A 24,242-nucleotide genomic window follows, 5' to 3' on the forward strand; every position below is an offset into this window, starting at 1 on the left:
GAACGTCACACGGCTCAGGAGTCACAAAACATGAAGCAGCTCTCTTCTTCGAGGTCCCTTGTTCGCAAGGGCCTGTTGCCTGGTATTGCGCTCGCGGCCCTGGCGCTCGCTCCCGTCGCGTGGGGAGGACTCCAGTCGCAGACCCTCTTCTGCCAGAAGAACACGGATGGCTCGGGGCATTGTTTCGGCAACCTGGTCGGCTTCCGCCAGGACGCGGTGACGACCTCCTCCGCGTCCTTCCGGGATGACATGGTCGGCGGTCGCCTCTTCCAGTCCTATTTCACCCCGGCGGGGGCCGCCACCCACACCATCTACAGCTGCGTGCCCGACGCGGTCGTGGGCGAGCTCTGGGAGCAGGCCCTGAGCACCCGGGGCTTCTTCCGGGTGGAGTGGGACGCGACGGGCACCTGCAAGTACCTCCGGCTCGTGAACGGCTCGCAGAACACGAACTTCTGATGACTGGAGGGACGGCGCTCCCAGCAAAGGGGAGCGCCGTCGCCTCACGGGGCTACTTGCCGGCGGGCGGCGGAGACACCGCGGCGCTGGGGCCACGCAGGGCCGAGCGCAGCAGGAACAGCGTCAGGCCGCCGAAGAAGAGCAGGCCCCAGAGGTTGGACCAGAGCGGATGCGCCAGCTCGCTCTCGCCCACCGTGTTGAGGAAGCCGCCGATGGCGCCCTCGTGGCCGAGCACTGCCGGCAGGTTGATGGCGCGCGAGCCGGCGCCGTCCGTGGCGATTTCCAGGAAGGCGATGAGCACGCCCGCGATGGAGCCGCCGGCGATGTAGCCGGAGGAGAGCAGGGTGCCCGGGGAGAAGTCGGACTCACCGCCGCGCACGCGGTCCACGAAGTAGCGCACCATGCCGCCCACGAAGAGCGGCGCGCTGCTGCTGATGGGCAGGTACACGCCCACCGCGAAGGGCAGCGAGGACACGCCGCACAGCTCCAGCATCAGCGCGATGAACACGCCCAGCAGCACCAGGTCCCACGGCAGCCGCTGCGTGAGGATGCCGTCGATGATGAGCGCGAACAGCTGCGCCTTGGGCGCCGCGTAGCGGGTGAGGGCCTGGCCCTCGTAGGTGCTGATGCGGCCGCCGATGCCCGGGTCCACCACGTACTGGATGGTGCCGGCGCCGTCGACCAGGTACTTGCCCGCGGGCACCGGCGTGTCCGCGCCGCGCACGTAGCCTTCCTTGAAGGTGCGCTGGGGGCCCTCGGTGACGGCGCCCAGGTCGGACACCTTCACCTGCGAGCCGCCCGTGGGGCTCAGCGTCACGCCGCCCACGTCCTGCGTGCCCACCTGCCGCCAGCTGCGCAGCTCCAGCGCGCCGTTCGTGTTGGCCAGCTCGTAGCCCTGCGCCCAGGCCGCCTTGCGCAGCGCCGCCTCGTCCAGGTTGCGGCTGGCCAGCGCGTCCGCGGACACGCTCCAGGGGAACACGTACTGGGTGCGCGTCTCCTCGGTCAGCTCGGTGACCTGCACGTTCGGGTGCGGCTCCGGGATGGTGACGGTGGCGCCCTTGTTGAGCGTCACCAGCACCAGGCCGATGAACATGGCGCTGGTCAGCACGCCCACGAAGAGCGCCGTCTGCTGCCGCCGGGGCGTGCCGCCCACCAGGAAGGCCGTCTTCAGGTCCTGCGCGGTGGTGCCGCCGTTGGACGCGGCGATGCCGACGATGGCCGCCGTGGTCAGCGCCATGAAGCGGTCATTGGAGTTCGTCCAGCCCAGCATCAGGTACACCAGGCACGTGACGAGCAGCGTGGCCACCACCATGCCGGAGATGGGGTTGGAGGAGCTGCCAATCTCGCCGGTGATTCGCGCGCTCACCGTCACGAAGAAGAAGCCGAAGACGATGATGAGCAGGGCGGAGATGAAGTTGACGTGCAGCGGGGGCGCCAGCCAGATGGTCAGCACCAGCATCAGGCTGCCCACCAGCACCACGGTGATGGGGAGGTCCTGCTCGGTGCGCAGCAGCTGCGGCGCGCCGCCGTGCGCGCGCGAGGCCTTGAGCGACTCCACGCCGCGCTTGAACGCGCCGATGATGGTGGGCAGCGACCGGATGAGGCTGATGAGGCCGCCCGTCGCCACCGCGCCCGCGCCGATGTAGAGCACGTACGCGTTGCGAATCTGGTCCGGGGACATGTCCCGGATGAGCTGCCCGTTGTGCACCAGCAGCGGCTGATCCAGCCCGCCGCCGAAGAAGGAGATGGCGGGGATGAGGATGAGGTAGCTCAGCACGCCACCGGCGAAGGTGATGGCCGCCACCCGGGGACCGATGATGTAGCCCACGCCGAGCAGCTCCGGGCTCACCTCGGTGGAGAGCGTGGCGCTCTTGAGGCCCTTGAGCGGGGTGCTCAGCACCTCGCGGAACAGCTTCATGCCGGAGTAGGCGAACTTGTAGATGCCGCCCACCAGGAAGCCGATGATGACAGTGCGCGCGTTGGTGCCGCCCTGCTCACCGACGATGAGCACGTCCGCGCTGGCCGTGCCCTCCGGGTAGGGCAGCTTGCCGTGCTCCTGGACGATGAGGCCCTGGCGCAGCGGAATCATCATCAGCACGCCGAGCACACCGCCCAGCGCCGCCGTGAGGAACGCGTGCGTCAGGCTGATGTCGTAGCCCAACAAGAGCAGCGCCGGGAGCGCCGCCGCCACGCCGAAGGCCAGCGACTCTCCCGCCGAGCCCGTCGTCTGGACGATGGTGTTCTCCAGGATGTTCGACTTGCCCAGCGCCCGGAAGATGGCGATGGAGAGCACCGCCACCGGAATCGACGCGGACACCGTGAGGCCCACCTTGATGGCCAGGTACACGGACGAGGCGGCGAACACGATGCCCAGCACCGAGCCGAGCACCAACCCGCGGATCGTCATCTCCGTGGGGGACTGGTCGGGTGGGATGTACGGGGAGTGTTGGTGGGGCGCGTGCGATTGCGCGAGCGGAACACGCTCGTCGACGACCGGCGGGGTACCGTGGGCCAAGCGAAAGGCTCCTTACGAGGGAATCGGGCCCCTTCTAGCAGGGCCCCGCCCGGCGCGCGAAGCAATGCCCCTCAAATGGCAAGCGCCCCCACCCCGGGAGGGATGGAGGCGCTCGGGGGGCCCCCGTGGAACCGGGGCCGACCTGCCGCGTCAGGCGGGGACTACTGCTGCAGCGCCGCCGCGTCCGGGTCCACCTCGGCCATCAGCGCGGCCAGCTCCGCCTTGAGCTTGTCCTTGGCGCGGATCTCCAGCTGGCGGGCGCGCTCGCGCGAGAAGCCGAAGTGCTCGCCCAGCTCCTTGAGCGTCATGGGGCGCTCGTTCATCACGCGCTGCTCGATGATGAAGCGCTCGCGCGGGTCCAGGCGCATCAGCGCGGTGCGGACGCGGGCGTTGATGAGGCCCGCCTCCTCCTTGTCGGCGAACTCGTCGTCCTGCGGGGCCGCGGCGCTGACCACGAAGTCCACGTGGCTGTTGCCGCCGTCCTCGCCCATGGGCGCGTCGAGCGAGAGGTCCCGCCCGCCCATGCGCTGCTCCATCTCCCGCACCTCGCCGGGCTTCACGTGCAGCCGGCGGGCAATCTCCTCCACGTTGACCACGGCCTCGCCGTTGCCGAACTTCTCCAGCTCACGGCGCGTGCGCGCCAGGCTGAAGAACAGCTTCCGCTGCGCCTGGGTGGTGCCGAGCTTCACCAGCGACCAGCTCTTGAGGATGTAGTTCTGGATGTACGCGCGAATCCACCACACCGCGTAGGAGATGAGGCGGATGCCCTTGTCCGGGTCGAACTTCTGCACGGCCTTCATCAGGCCGATGTTCCCCTCCTGGATGAGGTCCGACATCTTGATGCCGTAGGAGCGGTACTCATAGGCGACCTTGACCACGAAGCGCAGGTTGCTCGTGACGAGCCGGTGGCCCGCGGCCAGGTCTCCCTGGATGAAGCTGCGCGCCAGCGCCTGCTCCTCCTCCACGGTGAGGAGGTTGTAGTGGTTGATCTCCGAGAGGTACATCGCCAGGGAGCCGGAGTTGGACGACTGCTCGGTGGACGCCTGCATGGATGGTTTCTCCCGACGTGGGGCCTCGTGGAGGCCGCTAGGTTTTTTCGGACCGCTTGACGACTGAACGAGGGCTGTCATGAGCAACCCGGATGCCAGCGCCACCCACACCACCTTCCCCTGTGTCTGCGGGGGGTTGGCGGAACCGTCGCTCATGTACAAAGAAGGAGGGCTGTAACCGTTACGGCCGACCTGGGAACTCGCCGGGACTTCGCGGCTGTAGAATGTGCCCGTCTGTGCACGTGACGCCTCCAGGGAGGAGCACCTGGGCCCTGTCGAGGAGCCGAGGTGCCGAGCGAGCGCGGAAGCTCCCTTGCCCGCCTGGCAGGTGAGCCCCCTTGGACGAGAGGGCCGCGCACGGCGCCTTTCGCCTTCCCGTGGATGAACGGCTAACGACTCCGGCGGCCGCTGTCCGGCGCGATTTTCCGCGCCCGGGGGGACGCCCGGAGGGCCACCCGCCACGCGAGCCCATGGCGCCCGAGGCGGGCAGGGCGGTGAGGCTCAGCCGCGCCGGGCGCGCCCCCCCGGCGGGAATCCCTGGGGTCTGCCGCCGTGCCGGGGCTCGCCGTTCGAGGCGGGCGCGTGCCGGTGCGCGCTCCCTCAGGAGGCGCGGGCGCGACGCTCATCCGTACGGGCCCGAAGCTGGGCCTCCAGGCGGACGAAGTCGGAGACGGCGCTCTTCAAGGAGCGCAGCAGCGTGTCTGCTTCGCCCTGGCGCAGCGGACGCCCGCCGAAGCGGGCCTCCAGGTAGCGCCGGGTGATGGGCGCGAGCGCGGGCGCCAGCGCGTGGCCGTCCGAGGCCATCCGCGCGTGCAGCTCCTCCAGCGTCTCGTCGTCACCCCGCGCGATGCCCGCCGAGGCGAGCTGTGCCTCCACCGCGTCCACGAAGCGCGTGGCCTCCAGCGGACGAGGCCGTCCCGACAGCCGCTCCACGAGCCGCCACCCGGCATAGACGAGCATGCCCACCACCAGCGCCGCGCCCCAGGCCCGCGCGGGGGGCAGCTGGCTGCGCTCGTTCTTCTCGGAGCCCTTGGGCGGACGCACCAGCGCGCGCGCCACGTCCACCTGGTCCCGGAACGAGTAGTCGACGACGGAGTTGCGCCACCGCGACTCGATGGCCTCGTACAACCCCAGCAGCCGCTGCATCCACTTCGAGCCCTGGCCCGGACGATTCGCGGGCGGCGTCGCGTCCACGGTGACGAAGCCGCGCTCGGGCACCAGCACGTGCGTCCACGCGTGGGCGTCACCGGCGCGCAGGATGTAGCCCTCGTTCACCCGCTCGCCGCCGAAGAAGCCCGTGGCCAGCCGGGCCCGGATGCCCTGGGTGCGCAGCATCAACGTGAGCGCGGTGGCGAAGTGCTCGCAGTGCCCGGCCTTGCGCTCGAAGAGGAAGTCCGCCAGCGGGTCATCCCTCTCGCCGGCCTGCTCCAACGTGTACGAGTGCTCGCGCTGCAGCCACGCGGCCAGCTTCTGCGCGGCGGCCATCGGCTCGCGCTCGCCGTCGAGCACCCGCGCCGCCGTCTGGGCCACGCGTGGGTCGATGTTCTCGGGCAGCGCCAGCAGCGCGTCCTGCTCCACCGGGGGCAGCTTGCGGAACCGGTCGCCACTGCCACCCGGCGGCAGGCTGTACGCCTCATAGGAGTAGGAGATGCCCGGCTCCAGGAAGCGCGCCTCGCCGCCGGACAGCTCCTGGAGCGAGGTGCGCCGGCCGCCCGTGCTCGTGTTCGCCACCGCGTTGCCCAGCCGCGACGGCGTCTCGAGCGCGATGAGCGTGCGACCGCCGTAGGCCGGCAGGAGCTCCACGCGCTGGTGCACCAGGTTGTCGCCGCCCGGACGCAGCGTCAGCAGCGGCTCGCGCTCCTTGCGCACGCCGCCCGCGTTCGTCCACTCCAGCCCGTCGAAGATGTCGTAGGTGCGGCCCACCCAGTACGCGCCGAGCGCATCCACGCCCGGGTCCGGGTTCAGCGTCGCCCGCAGCACGACGCGCGGGTTGTCCTTGATGGTCCCCGTGCCGCCCAGCCGCACCGTGTTGGAGAAGCCCGTCGTCGCGGGGCCGATGCCCGGCGACGCGCGAGGCCCCGTCATGTTCCAGTTGAGGCGGGGGAAGAGGATGAAGAAGGCCACCGCGCCGGCCACCGCGAAGCTGACGCCCGTGCTCAGGGGGCGCAGCACCTGGCGCACCGGGATAGGCTCACCCTCGGGCACCGCCGACTCCACCACGCCCAGCGCCAGCGAGACGCTGGACAGCACGCTGAAGGCGACCAGGAACAGGCCGTAGACCAGCTCACCGGACAGCGCCGCGCCGCCCGCCACCATCAACAGACCGGACAGGTGCACCTGCCCATCCGTGGCCGGGTCCGGCGTGGACAGCAGCCGGTGCGCGGAGATGAGGCCCGCGAAGGCACACGCGGCCACCACCAGGTTGAGCGAGCCCGCCGTGACATTGACGGCCAGCACCGCCGCCACGCCCAACAGCAACAGCGCGGTGAGCTTCGCGCGCCGGGCGAACAGCCGCTTGCCCAGGAGCGCCGCCACCAGCGAGAAGCCATAGAGGCCCAGCGTCCACAGCGGCAGCTGGCCGGACACGGCCATCGACCCGAACGCGCAGCCGGAGGCCACGTCGCGCAGCACCAGTCGCAGTCGCGAGCCGCGCGTCATGCCGCCGCCTCCTCGTCCCGCGGCCGCTCGAAGCCCAGCCACGCCAGGGCCCTGAGGATGCGCCGCTCCTGCGCCGCGCCCGTGCCCGCGCGCAGCCGCTCCTCCGCGGTGTGGAGGCCCACCTCATGGCCCTCCTCGAGCAGCCGGTGGGCCAGCGCCGCGACCTCCTCGCAGCGCCGCTCCAGCGCCTCGCCCTCCAGGCCCGGCTCGATGGGCAGCATCCACGTGCGGCGCTCCTCGCGCTCGCGCTCCACGCGCAGGAGCTTCCCCATCGACGCGCTCTTGAGCCAGTGGATGCGGCGCGCGTCCTCGCCCTCGGCCAGCTCGCGCAGGCCCGTCACGTCGCCGCTGCCGTCGTTGCGGCGCGGGTTGCCCGCGTCCCCCACCGGCCCTCGCTCGGCGTCGCCCGGGTCCATGCAGGCATAGCCGCGCTTGGGATAGACGAGCAGCAGGCCGTCGAGGGAGAGCACGCGCGTCTTGGCGAACAGCCCCAGGGGCCACGTCGTCGTCACCTGCACGCCCGTCAGCCGCACCGGCCCGCGGCGGGGCGCGACCAGGTCCGCGCGGACGATGTGCTCCACGCCGGAGGGCAGGTAGCCCACGCCGCCCGCGCCCGTCAGCGGCGAGTCCGCCTCCGCGAGCGCCAGGGCGAAGGCCTGCCCCTGCTTGCGCGACACGGCCCAGCGGAAGGCGAAGGGCTCACCCGCGAAGGCCGCGTCCGTGCCCACCCGGCGCACCGACAGGTCCCGGATGCACCGCTCCGACAGCACGCCGGACACCACCACCATGCTCAGCAGCAGGCCCAACAGCAGATAGAGCAGGTTGTTGCCCGTGTTGAGCGCGCCCAGCCCCACGCCGAACGTCACCACCAGGTACGTGCGGCCGATGCGCGTCACCCGGAGGGTCCGCGGCGGACGGAGCCTGGCGCGAAGCCGCGCCCAGCGCTGCTTCCACGGGGACTTCACCGCGGCGCCGGGACCTTTCGGACCAGCTCCTCCAACAGGTGCGCCGCCTCGTCCCGCGCCGCCACGCCCTGCACGGCGCTGCGCAGCAGCACGCGGTGCGCCCAGCACGGCACCAGCACCGCCCGCACGTCCCCGGGCGTCACGAAGTCCCGGGCCTCCCAGAGGGCCTGCGTGCGGGCCGCCGCGCCCAGCGCCAGCACCGCGCGCGTGGAGGCGCCTCGCTCGATGTCGCCGTGCTCCCGCGTCGCCCGCGCCAGCCGCACCACGTACTCCGCCACGGACGCGTCCAGCCGCTGCTCCGCGGACAGCGCGCGCAGGGCCGCCAGCTCCTCGGGGCTGGAGACGCCCTTGACGGCCTCCAGGGGCGGCGTGCGGCCCCGCGTGGCCAGCAGCCGCGCCTCCACGTCGGCGGCGGGGTGCCCCAGGGACAGGCGCACCATGAAGCGGTCCAGCTGCGAGTCCGGCAGCGGGTAGGTGCCGGAGAAGTCCACCGGGTTCTGCGTGGCCACCACCGTGAAGGGGGAGGGCAGGGCGTGCGTGCTCCCGTCGAGCGACACCTGGCCCTGCGCCATGGCCTCCAGCAGCGCGGACTGCGTGCGCGGCGGGGCGCGGTTGAGCTCGTCCGCGAGCACCAGCTGACGGAAGAGGGGACCGGGACGGAACTGGAAGGTGGCCGTCTGGGCGTGGAAGACCTGGGCGCCGAGGATGTCGGCGGGCATCAGGTCCGCGGTGAACTGCACGCGCGCGAAGCTCAGCCCACAGGCCCGGGCCAGGGCCTCCGCGAGCGTCGTCTTGCCGACACCCGGCACGTCCTCCAGCAACAGGTGCCCACCGGAGACCAGGCACGTCGTCACCAGGCGCGCCTGGGCCTCCTTGCCCTCGACGGCGCGCCCGAGCTCGGCGGCGATTCTCTCCATCGCCGGGCGCGCGGAGGCGGGGGACGGTACGTCGGCGGCGAGGACGCGGGCGGGCTGGGTCATCCGCCGTCACTCTAGCCGACTCCCCCGGGGGCCGGCACCGCCAACTCCAGGGCACCCTCCAGGGGCGCCCGCCTGCTCGGCCTCCCTCGACTAGAGGGAGAGCACGTCCTCGGGCGTGTAGTACGGACGCTGCACCACCACGCCCGTCGTCACGCCGAAGTAACGGAACATCCGCTCGTGGTGCGACGCCAGCCCGCGCAGCTTCACCGAGTTCGCCAGGTTGCGCGTCAGCACCCCCACCGCGCTGTCCTTGAACTCCCGCAGGTGGGTGAAGTCCACCACCACGTCCTGGCCCTGCAACGTGTCCAGCGACGTCTGCACCTCCTGCGCCGTCTTGCCGTCCAGAACCCCTTCCAGACGCAGGGTGATGCGACCTGCGACGTCCTCACGGTGGATCTGCAAACCCGCCATTGCTGTGCTCTCCCAATCGATGCGTGTGCGCGCTGTGCCGAAGTCTCGGGCACGGCGGCAGGAGCACATTCCGGGCCAATGTCGCACCCGGAAAACCCATGGAATATCCATGGGGTGCACTGCCAGGCGCGAACACTGCCTGGAGATGGGAAGGAATTTCAGCCGCCGGGATGCAACATCTACACGACTGTCAGATGGCGGGCGTCCTGGTTGTCGCCTGCCGATCAACCCTGCCGGTCAATCGTCTTCTGCTGATCTCGCAGGGTCAGCTCGCGCTCCTGCTGGGCCTTCAGCTTGCGGAACTCCTTCACCACCTTGGTGGGGTAGCCCGCCATGAACTTCGTGCGCGCGTCCTTCTTGGCGAGGATGCGCCGGGCCAGCCCCGGGCCCGCGTTGTAGGCGACCAGCGCCTTCTCCACGGAGCCGAAGCGGTTGATGAGGTCCGCCAGGTAGGCCGTGCCCAGCGTCACGTTCGTCTCCGCGTCGAACAGGTTGGTGGAGCGGCCCAGCCGGAAGCCGGCCTTGTCCGCCAGCCACGTGCCCGTGTCCGGCATCACCTGCATCAGGCCCATGGCCCCCACGTGGGACACCGCGTAGTTGTTGAACGAACTCTCGCAGCGGATGACCGCCACCACCAGCAGCGGGTCCACGTTGTTGCGCTGCGCCTCGCGGACGATGGCCACCGCCAGCCGGCGCTGCTGGTGCACCGGCAGCCCCGACGCCTTCACCATCTCCACCACGCCCAGGCGCTCGGCCTGCGCGAACATCGCCTCATCCTCGTACTTCTCCAGCTTCGCCAGCGCCGCCTTCAGCTCCCGCTCCCGCTGCTCCAGCGAGGCGCGCAGGTACATCATCTCCGCGGGCTCCCCCTGGGGCCCCGTGGGCACCTGCACCGGAAACGCGTACGCCCCCGCGCTCAACAGCATCGCCGCCGCCGTCACCGCCACCGTCCAGCCCCTCATCCCACCCTCCCCGGCAACCCCATGCCCACAAGCCCACGGAAGTCGCGCTCATTCACCCGACTTCGACGAGGAGGCACCCAAGCAGGCGCCGTGCCAGGGCCCAGGGTGCCCCTTGCGCGCGGGTATCTCCTTTAGATCTCTTGGAACACCGAGTTCCTGGTGGGTACGCCGGCTTCTCGGGCGTCGGAAAAAATGCCCGGACAGGGAACTTTGCTTCCTGTGAAAAGCACTGGGTTGCCGGTGGGCAATCGCGTTCCTAGTTTGGGCCGCTCCGGGATGGGGATACGGGGGAGGTGCCGACGTGTACTGGACCATGGGGATGATCCTGCTCGTGCTGTGGGGCACGGGCCTGACGGTGGGCTCCACGGAGGGCTACTGGGTCCACCTGTTGCTGCTGTTCGCGCTGCTCACGTTCGTGTTGGGCGTGGTGGCGCGGGGCCGGAGGACGGCGGTGTCATGAGCGCGGTCCGAGGTCCCAGGGCCGACGGGGTGGAGCTGCCCCGGGACACCGCGGGCTTCACCCGCCGCGAGTGTCCCAGCTGCATGCGCGCGTTCAAGACGCGCCCCGGCCCGCATGACGCCCGTGCGCTGCTGCACAAGCTGCAGGCGTTCTTCACGCTGGAGAACGCGCACGAGGGCGAGGAGGGGCTGCCGGTGTGGCGCTGCCCCTACTGCGGCCACCGCGCGGAGGCGGACGGCTTCCTCACGCCCGCCCAGCAGACGCATCTGGAGTCGGTGGCGCGCGCGTGGGCCAACCACGTCCGCTACGAGCAGCTGGCGCACGTCTCGCGCACGCTGTCGCTCAACCCCCGGCCCACCTTCGTCGCCGTGGAGCCCGAGTCGATGCCGGGCCCCATGGACCCGGAGCCGGATGAGCTCCTGCGTGTGATCCCCATGCTCTGCTGCGGCGAGGACGTGAAGCTCCTGTGGGAGTGGGATCAGCTCATCTTCTGCCCCCGCTGCGGCGCCCGTCATGGCGGGCTGAGCGGCCGGCAGCAGATCCAGCTCGAGGTCATCCAGGAGTAGGGCGGGGTGGACTCGGGCGCCGCCCGGCGGCAGGCTCGCGCGCCATGAAGAGCTTCCCCTGGTGGGGGCTTTGGGCGGGCCTGCTCCTCGGCGCGCATTCCGCCTCCGCCCACGACGCAGACATCCTCTACACCCAGGTGCGTCGCACGCCGGACGCCCGCGCGTCCCAGGTGCGTCAGGTCCTCACCATGACGGCCACGACGCTCGGGCGGCTGGCCCCGGCGGGCCTGGACGCGGACTCGGATGGTGCCCTGTCGCAGGCGGAGCTGGACGCGCGCCCCGATGTCCTCTCGAGCGGCGTGTGGGACGTGCTGCCGCTCACCGCGGGCGGCGCTCCTTGCGCGCGCACGGCCCAGGCGGCGCGGGCGCGGGCCACGTTCGTCGAGCTGACGGCCACCTTCACCTGTCCCGAGGGACGGATGCGCCAGCGCTACGGGGTGTTGTCCGTGCTGCCCTCGGGCTACCGGGTCATCCTGGGCAGCGTGGGGGAGGGCGGGGCGCCGGGCGCGCTGTTCGCGGAGGCGGGCCAGCCCTCGCTCGACATCCCCGACCCCGGGGAGGTGTCCTCGTCCGCCATCGGAGGTTTCCTCGGCTGGGTGGGGCTGGGCATGCGCCACATCGTCGAGGGCGTGGACCACCTGGTGTTCCTGCTGGCCGTGCTGCTGGTGGGCGGCGGGTTCAAGCGCGTGCTGCTGCTGGTGACGTCGTTCACCGTGGCGCACTCGCTGACCCTGGGGGCCACGGCGCTCGGCTGGGTGGTGCTGGATGGCGAGCGGGCGCGGTGGGTGGAGGCCGCCATCGCGCTGTCCATCATCTACGTCGCGGTGGAGAACCTGGTGCTGCGCGAGCACCGTCACCGCGCGCTCGTCACGTTCCTCTTCGGGCTGGTGCACGGCTTCGGCTTCGCGAGCGTGCTGGCGGGCTATGGCCTGGGAGACTCCGTGGTGAAGGGGCTGCTCGGCTTCAACCTGGGCGTGGAACTGGGCCAGGCGCTCGTGGTCGCCGTGCTGCTGCCGCCCCTGCGGATGCTCCAGCGCCGGCCGCGCGCGCACCTGGGGACCGTCCGCGTGTTGTCCGTGGGCATCCTCGCGGCTGGTGGGTACTGGATGGTCCAGCGCGCACTCGGTTGAATCCCGCGGACCCCGTCCCTACGTTGGCCTCGAAGAGGGTAGGGATCGGGGGACGTAGATGGGTGCGAGGCATACCCGGCTGGCCGCGGCACTGGCGGCCGCGTGGGAGGCGGAGGTCGTCTCCGCGCGGCGGATGACGATGCTCGCCGAGCGGATCATGGATGCGCGCATGCGCGCGAGGCTGATGGTGCTGGCCGCCTTCTGCCGGGCGCATGCCTCCAGGTTGCTCGCGCGACTGGCGGCGCTGGGACGGGGGCCGCTGCCGGTGCCTCCCGAGGAGATCATCCTGGACCCGGACACCCTGTTGGAGCTGCGGCGCGAGGGGGCCTTCGCCCGCGCGTCCGCCGCCCGCTACGAGGCCACCGCGGAGCTGGCGCGCCAGCAGGCGGACCTGTCCTCGGCCTGGGTCTGCGAGCTCAACCGCACCGAGGAGCAGGACCGCTCCCGCGAGCTGCTCACCATGGCCGAGGGCGCCCTGGCCGGCGCCACCATGGCGAGCCCCGCCCAGGCCGCCGCGCCCGCCGACTCCTGAATTCGAGCGCCGGGGGCGCGCTCTCCCGGTGACAGTCCGGGGGCCTTGGGCGTAGAAATCCGCCCATGGCGAAGGAGAGCTACGACGACCTCATCTTCCAGCTGGGAGACCTGTCCCGCGACAGGCTCCCGGGCAAGCCGACCTGCCCCCGCTCCATGGACCGCGTCTACAAGGCGGAGGAGGCGGTGGTGGCGCGCCGCGAGGAGCTGGCCGCGTTCGAGCAGGAGATGAACGACGAGGATGCCGCCTACCAGGCCTTCCTCGACGAACAGGAGCAGGAGAAGGCCGGCCACCAGGCCATCGTCCGCAAGTGGAAGAAGGCGGTGGATGCCATCGACGGCAAGGTGAAGGACCTGCGCAAGACGCTCGCCAGCCGGCGCGCGGAGCTGCGCTACGCCGCCGACGGCCTCATCAAGCTGGAGAAGAAGATCGCGGACATGGAGCTGACGCGGCAGGACCCCGCCCGCATCGACACCGCGCGCACCAACCTCAAGAAGAACCGCCTCACCCAGATGCGGCTCGGACGGGAGGTCGAGGACCTGGACGCGCGCCTGGCCACCGCCCTCACCCCGGAGCCCGGCCAGCCCGGCGCCCCCGGCATCCTGGCCCACAAGCGCCTGCTGGAGATGGAGGACGAGGCCGAGGCCCGCAAGGAGGAGCACGAGGCGCGCATGGCGGAAATCGACCAGTCCATCGCCACCCTCGAGGAACAGGTGAAGGCCGCCGAGGATTATCTGGACCAGGCGCTGTTCCTGCTCGGGGAGGACGTGTACGCTCAACGCATCGCTGATCCACAGCTGGCCGCTTTCTACCCCCGGCTCGATCGCGCGCAGTGAGGGACCCTGGCTCCCGTAGTGCTTGACGTCAGGGGTATGTCTGCTACATTGCGCCGCTTCCTGGGGACCGCAGATTAGTTCGCGGGCCAGATCATTGATTTTATTGGGTTTTTCCGCGCCTACGCGCGCTGGCAGTGTGAGGACGACGTGAAGGGTCTGATTGGCAAGAAGATCGGAATGACCCAGGTGTTCACCGACGAGGGCAACCTCGTTCCCGTGACGGTCATCGACGTGAGCACCTGCCAGGTGGTGGGCAAGCGCACTCCCGAGAAGGATCAGTACTCCGCGGTCACCCTGGGCTTTGGTGAGATCCGCGAGAAGATCCTGAACAAGTGCGAGCGGGGCTTCTTCAAGAAGAACAACGCCCCCTACCGCCGGCACCTGAAGGAGTTCCGCGTCACGGTGGAGGAGGCGACCTCCTTCAACGTGGGCGACGCCGTCAAGGCGGACCTGTTCTCCAAGGGCCAGCTCGTGGACGTCACGGGCGTGACGAAGGGCCGCGGCTTCTCCGGCGTCATGCGCCGCTGGAGCTTCAAGGGTTCGCAGACGAAGACGCACGGTACGCACGAGTACCAGCGTCACCCGGGCGCCATCGGTCAGCGTAAGACGCCGGGCCGCACCTACCCCAACAAGAAGATGCCGGGTCACTACGGCGTGGAGCAGGTCACCACGCAGAACCTGACCGTCGTCGACGTGGACCTGGAGAAGGGTCTCGTCCTGGTCAAGGGCGCCGTCCCGGGCCACAACAACGCCATCGTGTACGTCCGCCCCAGCATCAAGGTGGCCATGCGCGAGCAGCACAAGGCCGCGCGCCGCGCCTGATCCGCTGTCCGAGCGGCTTCGCCTGAAGCCCTCATGACGCCCCGCCTCCGGGCCCGATTCGTCGGGCATCCGGGCGGGGCGTTCGCTTTTCCGCCTCTGGTTCCCCCGCGGTGAGTGGGCACAGGTGTGTCCCGCCGTGGGAAGCGTGGTGGACCGTCTTCCGTCCTCGGGGGCTGTCGGGCATCCGGAAACGTTGAGAGGTGGTCGGCGCGGGAGCCTCGGGGTGAAAATAATTCCGCCTCCTGGGCTCCGTGGCTTGTCTGGCGTGGAAGGCGTGTGCACATGGATGCGCCATGAAGGGGCCTGGCCGTCGGTGACGCAGGCGCCCTGGCACACGTCGGCCCAACACCTTGGGCCGGGCAGGAACCATGAACGCACGCACGCTCCGCGTCTTCGCACCACTGGTGGTCTGGCTGGCGGCCTCGGCGGCCGCCGCGCAGGATGACGAGGCCGTCCTCGACAACGTCGTCGTCCGCAACCGGCTGTACGAGCCGGGCGGCAAGCTCGAGGTGTCCCTGGGGGTGGGGCTGCCCCTCCAGACGCACCTGACGGCGCACTACTTCTTCAACCTCGGCGTCGCCTACAACCTCTTCAACACCTTCGCGGTGGAGGCGCGCGCGGGCTACGCGGCCAGCCGCCACACGGGCCTGGCGCGCTCCATCTCCGAGAGCTTCCTGGCGCGCGAGGACAAGCGCGTCACGGACGAGCTGGAGGACCTCTGGGAGATGAACCTCCACGGCGTGGCGGGCATCCGCTGGGCGCCCATCTACGGGAAGCTGAGCCTGGTGTCGGACCTGCCCGCGCACTTCCAGGCCTATGTGTGGGCCGGCGGCGGCCTGGGCAGCTTCCAGCGCAACTCCGTCATCCAGTGCTCGCAGGTCGTCAACCGCCAGGCGGGCGTCTGCGACAACCGCACCTCGCTGGATGACCGGGGCAGCGCGTCGGAGGACTACTGGGTGCGCGAGACGCGCGTGGCGCCCATGGTGTCCGCGGCGGTGGGCTTCCGCTTCTTCATCCTCGACAAGCACGGGCTGCGGCTGGAGGTGCGCGACTGGGTGTTCCGCGACAACTACCGCGTCAACCTGGTCCGCGAGGACTGGGAGGCGGGCCGCGTGACGGGTGAATCCGCGTCCAGTCCGGGCCTCACGCACCTGGTGCAGTTCGACCTCGGCTACACCTACTCCTTCTAGGGCACCTTCGAACCATGCGACCGATTCTGTCCCTCGCGCTCCTCGTCGCCGCGGTGGCCCAGGCGGCCCCGCGCTTCCCGACGTCCGCGGCCTTCCTCGCCCAAGCCGAGGAGGCGCCGTCCGTGCCCGCTCCGGGCGCGGAGACCTCCGTGCCGCCGCCTCCCGCCGCGCCCGAGCCGAAGCTGGAGGCGCCCCGCGCGCCGACCTCGCGTCCGGAGCCCACCGTTCCCACGCAGTCCGCCGAAAAGCCCTCGGTGCAGCCCGCGCTCGCGCCGGTGCAGGAGGAGCTGCCTGCCCAGGAGGACACTGAGCCCGCGGTGGCCGAGCCCGCGCGCGAGCACGACGTGGACGCGCCGGTGACGCCGGATGACGCGCCGGTGCTGGCCTCGTCCGACGAGGCGCCGCGCACCACGGACGCGCAGCAGCAGCGCCTGGTGAACGGCGCGCCGCTCTACAACCCCAACGTGTCGCTGCACATCGTCCAGAAGAAGCGCTTCGCGGACGAGGGCAAGCACGAGCTGGCGCTGTACCCGGCGGTGGTGCAGGTCAACGGCAAGTACACCAACCACGCCGGCACCGCGCTGCAATACATCTACCACCTGCAGGAGAACTTCGGCCTCCAGGTGACGGGCCAGTACAACTGGCACACCAACGAGAGCGGCTTCAACCTGGAGCTCATCGACAAGGTGCGTGAGCAGGCGCAGGCGGCCTCGTCGCTCTTGCTGGTGTGGGGCGCGCAGGCGGGCGTGGAGGTGACGCCGCTGTACGGCAAGTTCGCGTTCCTGGACAACAAGCTGGCGCAGTTCAGCCTGGTGCTCAGCGGCGGCGCCGGCATCGGCTCCACGCGCCACCTCATCCGCCCCGCGGTCTCCAACGAGGTGGACGGCCAGCGCTACGACGTGCCGGCGCGCTTCGGCGACACGGGCACCAAGTTCCTGGGCTCGGTGGGCGGCGGCTTCCGGCTGCAGTTCGGTGAGTCCTACGCGTTGCGCCTGGAGGTCCGCGACCTCATCTACACGGCCCGCGTGGACAAGGTGGACGGCTGCAACCTGGCGGACTTCGAGGCGCTGGAGGCCGCGCGCTCCACCGGGCAGGACTTCGCCGCGCTGCAGCTGAGCGGCAGCTGCAACTACCAGAAGTTCGACGGCGTCGACCCGAAGACGAAGAAGAACTACCGCGAGGACATCATCCTCGGACGCGACCTGGTGGCCGAGCCGTCCTCCGACGTGCTCAACAACATCAGCTTCTACGCAGGCTTCTCGTTCCTCTTCTGATTGCGCCATGAAGGCACGACTCGCCATGAAACGACTGCTTCCTCTCCTCGCCGTCCTGGCTCCGCTCGCGGCCAGCGCCCAGGACCCGGGCGGCTACAACCGCGCCCTGGCCGCCTTCAACGCGGGCGACATCGACACCGCCGCGCCGCTCTTCTTCCAGGCCTCCGAGGCCGGCGGCGACGCGCAGACGCAGGGCAAGGCGGAGTACTTCCTCGCCCAGTCGCTCGCGAAGAAGGGCCTGCCGGTGGCGGCCTTCATCTCCTACGCGGCCATCGTCAACGCCGGGCCCTCGCACCCCTCGTACCTCAAGGCGGTGGAGGGGCTGGTGGACATGCAGCAGCAGTTGGACGAGCAGAACCTCATCCCCAGCATCCTCAACCAGGCGTACTCGGACGAGGTGAGGGACCAGTGGGTGACGCTGCCCAAGGAGGTGCTCGCGCGCATCAACTACCTGGTGGGCACGGTGAGCCAGCGTCGCATGCGCTTCGAGGAGGCGCGCTCGCTGCTGGAGGCGGTGCCCAGGGACAGCCGCGTGTACGCCAAGGCGCGCTACCTGCTGGGCGTGGTGCTGGCGGACCCGCGCTTCCCCGGCCGTCCCGGTGAGGGCGAGGCGCTCGACAAGGAGGCGCTGGCCGCCTTCAACGTCGCGCTGGCCTCCCAGGAGCCGCAGGTGGAGCTCAAGGCGACGCAGCACCTGGCGCTCATCGGCCTGGGGCGGCTGCACTACCGCCGGGGCGAGTACGCGGAGGCGACGGCCGCGTACGAGCGGGTGCCGCGCTACACGCGCTACTGGGACCAGGCCCTGTTCGAGAACGGCTTCGCGCGCTTCCAGAACGAGGACTTCGGCGGCGCGCTCGGCAGCCTCCAGGCGCTGCACGCTCCGCAGTTCGCCGGGGCCTTCCAGCCCGAGTCGTGGATCCTCAAGTCCACCGTCTATTACTACTCGTGCCTCTACGACGAGGTGAAGACGACGCTGGCGGCCTTCGACGAGTTGTACGGCCCCATGGCCAGGCAGCTCGAGCCCTTCACCGCCGAGGACGGCGACCTCATCCAGGCCTACAACCTGGTGGCCGCGGAGAACCGTCGCCTGCCGCGCCCGGTGTACCTGTGGCTGCGCAACAACGAGCGCATCCGCGAGGTGATGCGCGTGCTGGCCCGCGTGGACCAGGAGAAGCGCGAGCTGTCCTCCGGGCCCTGGCGCGGCACGCCCCTGGCGACGCAGACGGTGGCGTCGCTGGAGGAGATTCGCGGCACGCTGCTCCAGGTGGGTGGGACGCTGGCCCGAAGCCGCATCCGTGAGGCGGCCGACAACCTGCGCACGTTCTCCGACCAGGCCGAGATCATCCGCGTGCAGACGGCGCTGGACGAGAAGGACCTGCTGCAGGCGGGCCTGGACCAGAAGGCGCTCCTGACGCGCCAGTCGCTCTACCGACCGAAGATGCCGGGCGCGGCGTGGAACTACTGGAAGTTCCAGGGCGAGTTCTGGATCGACGAGATTGGCTACTACCAGTACACCTTGAAGCGGGGCTGCCCGGCGAAGACGACGGACGCCCAACCGTGACATTCCGGGCACACCGTGCCCGGCCTTCGTACCCAAGGGGACCTCCTTCGCGCACATCGTGTGCCGGGGTGGTCCCCTTCGTGTTTCCTGCGTCGCAAGAGCCGTTCCACACCACTTCTCATTCAGGGTAGGCGCGTCTACTTTCGTTCGTCCCTCGTCGCCGGGTGAATGACTGCTCGGGGGGCGGGGCGGCGTCACAGGCGGGAGCTCGCATGAAGGTGGTGCTTCGTTTCGGTGCGCTGGCGGTGGGCGTGGCGCTCGCCACCAGCGGGGTGGGGGAGGCGGCGGAAGCGCCGGCGCGCAAGGCGGCGAAGAAGCCCGCGGCTTCGGCGTCGAAGAATCCAGGGGCGGACAAGGGCAGGAAGGGCGCCCAGGCGAAGAAGGCCGAGGAGAAAGCTCAGCCTCCGCCCGGCGTCGCGCCCGAGGACGTGCGGCGGGGCCCCGCGCGCGTGAAGCCCGCGACGGCCAAGTTCGCGGACATCCCGCGCATCGCGGACTCGCGAAAGAACGCGCTGGCGGACAAGAAGCGCGACGAGGCGATTGAGGCCTTCAAGCGCCTCATCCCCAAGCTGCAGGACGGCAACCAGCAGAAGGCGGAGATGCTCTACCGCCTGTCGGAGCTGTACTGGGAGAAGTCCAAGTACCTCTACCAGCTGGAGATGGACCGCTTCCTGGCGGAGGAGAAGAAGTACGACGCGGCCGTGGCTCGCGGCGAGAAGGCGGAGCCGCCCAAGCAGGACCATCGCGACAGCGAGCGCTACCGCACCGAGACGATGGGCATCTACGAGGACATCCTGCGCGGCTACCCGCAGTACCCGCAGCGCGACGAGGTCCTCTTCTCCATGGGCTACAACCTCTACGAGCTGGGCCGCCGCGACGACGCCGTGGCCCGCTACGAGGAGCTCATCAAGGAGTTCCCGCGCTCGCAGTTCGTGCCGGACGCGTACATCCAGCTCGGCAACCACTACTTCGAGTCCAACAAGCTCATCCCCGCCAAGGCCAACTACGAGAAGGCCCGCGACTCCGGCGTCCCGAAGATCTACGCGTACGCCGTCTACAAGCTGTCCTGGTGTGACTACAACACCGGCGACTACGACGCGGGCCTGGCCAAGCTGCACGAGGTGGTGGACTACGCCGCGAAGCAGCCTGAGCTTGGCGACCTGCGCACCGAGGCGCTCAACGACCTGACGGTCTTCTACGTCCAGCTGGACCAGCCCAAGCAGGCCATCGCGTACTTCCGCGAGAAGGCGCCGGCGAAGCGCCAGGGACGGCTGCTCGCGAAGACGGCCGCGGGCCTGGTGGACGCGGGACACTTCGACAGCGCCATCCTCCTGTACCGCACGCTGGTGGATGACGAGCCCATGGGCGCCAACGCGCCGGAGTACCAGCAGGCCATCGTCCGCGCCTTCGAGGGCTTGAGGAACCGCCAGCAGGTCCGCAAGGAGATGAAGCGGATGGTGGACCTCTACAGCCCGGGCGGCGAGTGGTGGAAGTCCAACGAGGGCAAGGCCCCCGTGCTGCGCAACGCCTTCAACGTCACCGAAGAGGCGATGCGGGTGATGGTGACGGAGTACCACCAGGAGGCGCAGAAGACGCGCCAGGTGGAGACCTACCGGCTCGCGCGCGACATCTACAAGCAGTACGTGGACGCCTTCGCGTCGAACGCGAACCCGGAGTTCGTGGCGGACTCCGCCTTCAACCTGCGCTTCTTCTACGCGGAGATCCTCTGGGCGCTCGAGGAGTGGCAGGCCGCCGCGGCCGAGTACGACGCCGTGGTCGCCTTCCAGATTCCGGACCGCGACTCGGCGCGCGAGGTCTCCAACGAGAGCTACCGCAAGAGCGCCGCGTTCAACGCCATCCTCGCCTACGACAAGCTGGTGAAGATTGAACGGGGCCAGCTGGCCAAGAGCGACCTCAAGGACGGCCAGAAGGTCGACGAGAAGAAGGACAAGGGCGACGTCGCCCGCCAGAAGATCGTCAAGCGCGACGCGAAGGAGAAGCAGGAGGAGGCGCTCACGAAGTTCGAGGAGCGGCTGGTCTCCGCGTGCGACGTCTACGTGAAGCTCTACCCGGGCACGCAGGATGAAATCGACCTGCGCTACCAGGCCGCCGTCATCCTCTACGACCGCAGCCACTTCGTGGACGCGGCGCGGCGCTTCGGAGAAATCATCGAGAAGTTCCCGGAGGAGCGCCGCTCGCGCGACGCCGCGGACCTGACGATGTACGTGCTGGAGAGCCGCCAGGAGTGGCTGGAGCTGGCCACGCTGTCGCGCAAGTTCCTCGAGAACAAGAAGCTGTCCAAGCCCGGCTCCGAGTTCGCCGCCCGCGTCGCCCGCGTGGTGGAGGGCAGCCACTACAAGTGGGTGGACGAGGTCGTCTACAAGCAGGAGAAGAACCCGAAGAAGGCCGCCGAGGAGTTCCTCAAGTACGTCAAGGAGTTCCCCAAGTCGGAGAACGCGGACCGCGCCCTCACCTACGCCATGTCCATCGCCCAGGAGGCGGGGGAGCTGGACCGCGGCATCGAGGCGGGCGAGCGCGTGCTGGCCGAGTACCCGCGCAGCCCCTTCGAGCTCAAGGCGCGCTACACGCTGGCGGGCCTCTACGAGAAGGTCGCCGACTACCGCAAGGCCGCGACCCTGGCCGAGTCCTTCCTCTCCAGCTACGACGCCGCGCTGAAGGCGGGCGATGCGGAGGGCAAGAAGGGCAAGGACGCTCGCGCGAAGACGGTGGCGAAGAAGGGGGACACGCCGGGCGCGGAGGAGGACGCGGACTCGCGCCGCTCGCAGAAGGCCGCCGAGCGCAAGGCGCTGGTGGCCGAGGCGGGCGCGTGGGTGGCGGATGCCCAGTTCAACGCGGGCGTGTGGTGGGAGAGCGCCGGCGAGGCCCAGAAGGCCGTGGCGGCCTACAACGCCTACGTCGCGCGCTTCCGCGACCGCAAGGACGTGCCGCAGGTGGCGTACTCCGCGGCGCTCGTCTGGGAGAAGGAGCGCAAGTGGAGCGAGGCGGCCCGCGCGTTCGGCGCCTTCGCGGACGGCTATGGCCGCGACTCGCGCGCCACGCCCTCGCAGCTGTACCTGGCGCGCTACCACGAGCTGCTCGCGTGGCAGCAGCTCAAGAACGTCCGCGAGCAGGAGCGCGTGCAGACGGAGCTGGTGCGCGCCTGGGGCCGGCTGCCCGAGGCCACGCGCAAGGAGGACGCGGCGCTCAACGCCTACGCCCACGCGCGCTTCCTGGCGCTGGAGCCGGCGTGGAAGCGCTACACGGACATCCGCTTCTCGCGCGTCGCCACCATCCGACGGGATTTGACGGCCAAGCAGCGGGAGATCCAGCGCGTGGAGAAGGAGTACCTCGCGGTGCTCTCCACGGGCTCGGGTGAGTGGGGCATCGCGGCGCTCACGCGCATCGGCCTCGCGTACGCGGACTTCGCGCGCAACATCATGGACTCGCCGGACCCCACGGGGCTCGACGAGGAGCAGCTCGGCATGTACCGCTCGGAGCTGGAGAACCTGGCGCTGCCCCTGGAGGACAAGGCCAACGAGGCGCTCGAGAAGGCGCTGGAGAAGGCCTACGAGCTGGGCATCTACAGCCCGTGGACGCTGGCCGCCCAGGACCAGGTCAACCGCTACCACCCGGGCACCTACGCCCAGGTGCGCAAGGTGGGCTACCGCACGCACGACTCGCTCGCGGCGGCGGAGCTCGCGCGCGAGCCCGGTGGCCCCTCGGGCGCGACGGCCACGCCCGCGGTGACGCCGGAGCCGGGCGCTCCCTCGATTCAGCTCCCGCCGGTGGAGGGCGCGCCGAAGACGCCCCTGCCGGAGGACAGGACGCAGGCACCCACCGCCCAGGTCCAGGAGGTGCGGCCATGACCCGCGACGCGAAGAACGCCTTCACGCCTCACACCGGAATGATGCCGATGAAATGGTTCCGCTCGCTCGTCGTCGGCTCGCTGGCCTTCACGGCCGCGTGCGCGACGGGCCCCCAGACGAAGCCCACCACCACCAGCGCGCTGCCGGAGAAGCCCACGGCCGCCGCGCCCTCGACGACTCCGGAGGCGACCCCCGCGGCGCCCAAGGAGACGTCCACCATGGCCGAGCAGTTCGCGGCGGCCATCAAGTCCTACGAGGCCGGTGACCTGGACGCCGCGCGCCAGGGCTTCGAGAAGGTGCTGGTGATGTCGCCGCAGACGCTCAACGCCCAGTTCAACCTGGGCGTCATCGCCGAGCGGCAGGGCCGCGTCGACGACGCGCGCACCGCCTACGAGAAGGTCCTGCTGCTGGACCCGGCCCACACGCCGTCCGTCGTCAACCTGGCGGGCGTGTACCGCGCGCAGGAGCGGGGCGATGACGCGATTGCGCTGTTCGAGAAGGCCTTGAAGACGCCGGGCCGCGCGTACGACGCGTCGCTGCTCAACGGGCTGTCCGCGACGTACCGGCACCTGGGCAAGCTGGACGAGTCCGAGGCCACCGCGCGCCGCGTGCTCGAGCGCAACAAGGACCACCCCGGCGCGTACAAGAACCTGGCCTACGTGGCCTACGCGCGGGAGAAGTACCGGCAGGCGGAGCTGCTCGTCGGCACCGCGCGCAAGCACGCGGAGAAGGACCCGTCGCTCTACAACCTGCTGGGCATGGTCTACCTGAAGCTGGATGAGCGCTCGCGCGCGCTGGCCCAGTTCCAGAAGGCCGTGTCGCTCGATGACCGGTACGCGCCGGCCTACGTGAACCTGGGCGCGCTGGCGCTCAGCTACCGTGACTACGCGGGCGCCGAGAAGGCCTTCACCCGCGCCACGGAGCTGGAGCCCGACTCCGCCGAGGCGCGCCTGTCACTGGCGTGGGCGCTGGATGGCCAGAAGGGCAAGGACCCGAAGAAGGGCATCGCCGCGGGGGAGACCTTCGAGAAGGTGCTCGCCAACCGCGCGGACCTGCCCGAGGCCGTGTGCGGCGCGGGCTGGGCCTATGCCTCCGACCGCACGGGCTGGGAGCGCGCCATCGGCTTCCTGGACCGCTGCAAGACGCTGGAGTCCACGTCTGAACAGGACCGGCAGATGATCACCGCCAAGGTCACGGGCCTCACGAACATGCTCAAGGCCCCGCCGCCCGAGGCCGCGACGGCCGGCGCGGAGGGCGACAAGAAGGACGAGGCCACCGGCGGTGGGGGCAACATGCTCAACAGCCTGCCGCAGGACGCGAACGCTCCGGAAGGCGCACCGGCCGACGGCGCGCCCGCCGAGGGCACCGACGCCGCGGAAGCGACGCCGCCCGCCGACGAGCAGGCCCCCGCGGGCGCGTCCAACGCCGTGCAGCAGGGAACGGACGCCCAGGCGCCCGCGCCCGTGCCCACGGCCCCGCCGCAGCAGGACGCGAAGCCCGCGCCTGCTCCGTAGGACGGCAGTCCCTACAGGGCCGGGAGGAAGTTTTTTCCTCCCTCCGGGCCCTGGTTTGGAAGGCGGCGAGCGAGTTCCATAGGATTCAGGGACTTGGGTGTGGATCGCCTCGTGCAAAGAGTCGCGGGTACCCAACTCGGAACCCGCTGTCACACCCGAGGAAGCAAGAGGAGGTCTGGAGATGCGGCGACTGGCAGCGACGGTGACGATGATGGGCCTGCTCGCGGCGCCGGCGGTGATGGCGCAGGAGCAGTCAAAAGACTCGGTGAAGATCATCCAGGAGGAGGACCGCACGGTCTTCCGGAAGAAGACGGTGATCGACTTCACCGATGTCGCGGTGGAGGGCGAGCTGACGAAGCCGGAAGGCTCATACGTGCTCCACCGCAAGAAGACGGACTTCCAGAGTCTCATCAAGGTCCGGGAGAACTTCGACCCGGAGCTACAGAAGTCCGTCGACAACCTCTAGCGGCGGCGGTCAGGCGTTTTCGGGAGCGG

Annotated in this window: 20 protein-coding genes; 13 read left to right on the forward strand and 7 right to left on the reverse strand. The window is 70.2% G+C overall.

All coding sequences use genetic code 11. The annotated features are described in order from the left end of the window. Nucleotides 1-30 precede the first annotated feature (30 nt). Entirely contained in the window at nt 31-456 is a 426-nt protein-coding gene (locus tag VZQ01_RS38525; protein WP_223783735.1) for a hypothetical protein, read from the forward strand. A 52-nt stretch (nt 457-508) separates the two neighbouring features. Here VZQ01_RS38525 and VZQ01_RS38530 read toward each other — a convergent pair whose 3' ends face one another. The 7 genes from VZQ01_RS38530 to VZQ01_RS38560 form a co-directional block, all read right to left on the reverse strand. Then, complete coding sequence (locus VZQ01_RS38530) at nt 509-2,971, reverse strand: OPT family oligopeptide transporter (RefSeq protein ID WP_426746115.1); 2,463 nt, start codon at nt 2,969-2,971, stop codon at nt 509-511. Between the two features lie 161 nt (nt 2,972-3,132). Then, entirely contained in the window at nt 3,133-4,020 is an 888-nt protein-coding gene (locus tag VZQ01_RS38535; protein WP_141329544.1) for an RNA polymerase factor sigma-32, read from the reverse strand. Nucleotides 4,021-4,620: 600 nt separating this feature from the next. Further along, nucleotides 4,621-6,678, reverse strand: coding sequence for a transglutaminase TgpA family protein (locus VZQ01_RS38540; RefSeq protein WP_223783734.1), 2,058 nt, complete (start codon nt 6,676-6,678; stop codon nt 4,621-4,623). After that, the gene (locus VZQ01_RS38545) at nt 6,675-7,643 is read right to left on the reverse strand and encodes a DUF58 domain-containing protein (RefSeq protein ID WP_426746116.1); all 969 of its coding nucleotides are present in this window, start codon (nt 7,641-7,643) and stop codon (nt 6,675-6,677) included. Before VZQ01_RS38545 ends, VZQ01_RS38540 begins: the two co-directional genes overlap by 4 nt. Then, the gene (locus VZQ01_RS38550; protein ID WP_223747291.1) at nt 7,640-8,623 is read right to left on the reverse strand and encodes an AAA family ATPase; all 984 of its coding nucleotides are present in this window, start codon (nt 8,621-8,623) and stop codon (nt 7,640-7,642) included. The genes VZQ01_RS38545 and VZQ01_RS38550 overlap by 4 nt, the downstream gene beginning before the upstream one ends. A 90-nt stretch (nt 8,624-8,713) precedes the next feature. Continuing rightward, entirely contained in the window at nt 8,714-9,034 is a 321-nt protein-coding gene (locus tag VZQ01_RS38555) for an STAS domain-containing protein (RefSeq protein ID WP_223747292.1), read from the reverse strand. Between the two features lie 224 nt (nt 9,035-9,258). Beyond that, nucleotides 9,259-9,996 (reverse strand): lytic transglycosylase domain-containing protein, encoded by a 738-nt coding sequence (locus VZQ01_RS38560; protein WP_223783732.1) that lies wholly within the window; start codon nt 9,994-9,996, stop codon nt 9,259-9,261. 301 nt (nt 9,997-10,297) lie between these two features. Between VZQ01_RS38560 and VZQ01_RS38565 the strand changes: the two genes are divergently transcribed. The 12 genes from VZQ01_RS38565 to VZQ01_RS38620 all read left to right on the forward strand — a co-directional run bounded on the left by VZQ01_RS38565 (nt 10,298) and on the right by VZQ01_RS38620 (nt 24,213). Next, complete coding sequence (locus VZQ01_RS38565) at nt 10,298-10,456, forward strand: lmo0937 family membrane protein (protein WP_143097068.1); 159 nt, start codon at nt 10,298-10,300, stop codon at nt 10,454-10,456. Then, nucleotides 10,453-11,022, forward strand: a complete 570-nt coding sequence (locus VZQ01_RS38570; RefSeq protein WP_046714240.1) for a hypothetical protein — start codon at nt 10,453-10,455, stop codon at nt 11,020-11,022. The genes VZQ01_RS38565 and VZQ01_RS38570 overlap by 4 nt, the downstream gene beginning before the upstream one ends. Nucleotides 11,023-11,066: 44 nt before the next feature. Next, nucleotides 11,067-12,152, forward strand: coding sequence for a HupE/UreJ family protein (locus tag VZQ01_RS38575; protein WP_223783731.1), 1,086 nt, complete (start codon nt 11,067-11,069; stop codon nt 12,150-12,152). 58 nt (nt 12,153-12,210) lie between these two features. Further along, entirely contained in the window at nt 12,211-12,684 is a 474-nt protein-coding gene (locus VZQ01_RS38580; protein WP_074951744.1) for a hypothetical protein, read from the forward strand. 65 nt (nt 12,685-12,749) lie between these two features. Further along, on the forward strand, nt 12,750-13,520 hold the full coding sequence (locus tag VZQ01_RS38585; RefSeq protein ID WP_223747295.1) for a hypothetical protein: 771 nt from the start codon (nt 12,750-12,752) through the stop codon (nt 13,518-13,520). A gap of 147 nt (nt 13,521-13,667) precedes the next feature. Further along, nucleotides 13,668-14,342 (forward strand): 50S ribosomal protein L3, encoded by a 675-nt coding sequence (gene rplC, locus VZQ01_RS38590; RefSeq protein ID WP_074951747.1) that lies wholly within the window; start codon nt 13,668-13,670, stop codon nt 14,340-14,342. Between the two features lie 368 nt (nt 14,343-14,710). Further along, nucleotides 14,711-15,532: an outer membrane beta-barrel domain-containing protein gene (locus VZQ01_RS38595; RefSeq protein WP_223747296.1), complete on the forward strand. Its 822-nt coding sequence runs from the start codon at nt 14,711-14,713 to the stop codon at nt 15,530-15,532. Between the two features lie 14 nt (nt 15,533-15,546). Beyond that, nucleotides 15,547-16,806 (forward strand): outer membrane beta-barrel domain-containing protein, encoded by a 1,260-nt coding sequence (locus VZQ01_RS38600; protein ID WP_223747297.1) that lies wholly within the window; start codon nt 15,547-15,549, stop codon nt 16,804-16,806. Between the two features lie 25 nt (nt 16,807-16,831). After that, complete coding sequence (locus tag VZQ01_RS38605) at nt 16,832-18,367, forward strand: tetratricopeptide repeat protein (RefSeq protein ID WP_426746117.1); 1,536 nt, start codon at nt 16,832-16,834, stop codon at nt 18,365-18,367. Nucleotides 18,368-18,579: 212 nt separating this feature from the next. Continuing rightward, on the forward strand, nt 18,580-22,233 hold the full coding sequence (locus VZQ01_RS38610) for a tetratricopeptide repeat protein (protein ID WP_426746118.1): 3,654 nt from the start codon (nt 18,580-18,582) through the stop codon (nt 22,231-22,233). Then, nucleotides 22,230-23,747, forward strand: a complete 1,518-nt coding sequence (locus VZQ01_RS38615) for a tetratricopeptide repeat protein (RefSeq protein WP_223747300.1) — start codon at nt 22,230-22,232, stop codon at nt 23,745-23,747. The genes VZQ01_RS38610 and VZQ01_RS38615 overlap by 4 nt, the downstream gene beginning before the upstream one ends. 181 nt (nt 23,748-23,928) lie before the next feature. Next, complete coding sequence (locus VZQ01_RS38620) at nt 23,929-24,213, forward strand: hypothetical protein (RefSeq protein WP_063789782.1); 285 nt, start codon at nt 23,929-23,931, stop codon at nt 24,211-24,213. Nucleotides 24,214-24,242: the final 29 nt, after the last annotated feature.

Source organism: Myxococcus faecalis (genome assembly GCF_050039385.1).
Classification (GTDB): domain Bacteria; phylum Myxococcota; class Myxococcia; order Myxococcales; family Myxococcaceae; genus Myxococcus; species Myxococcus fulvus.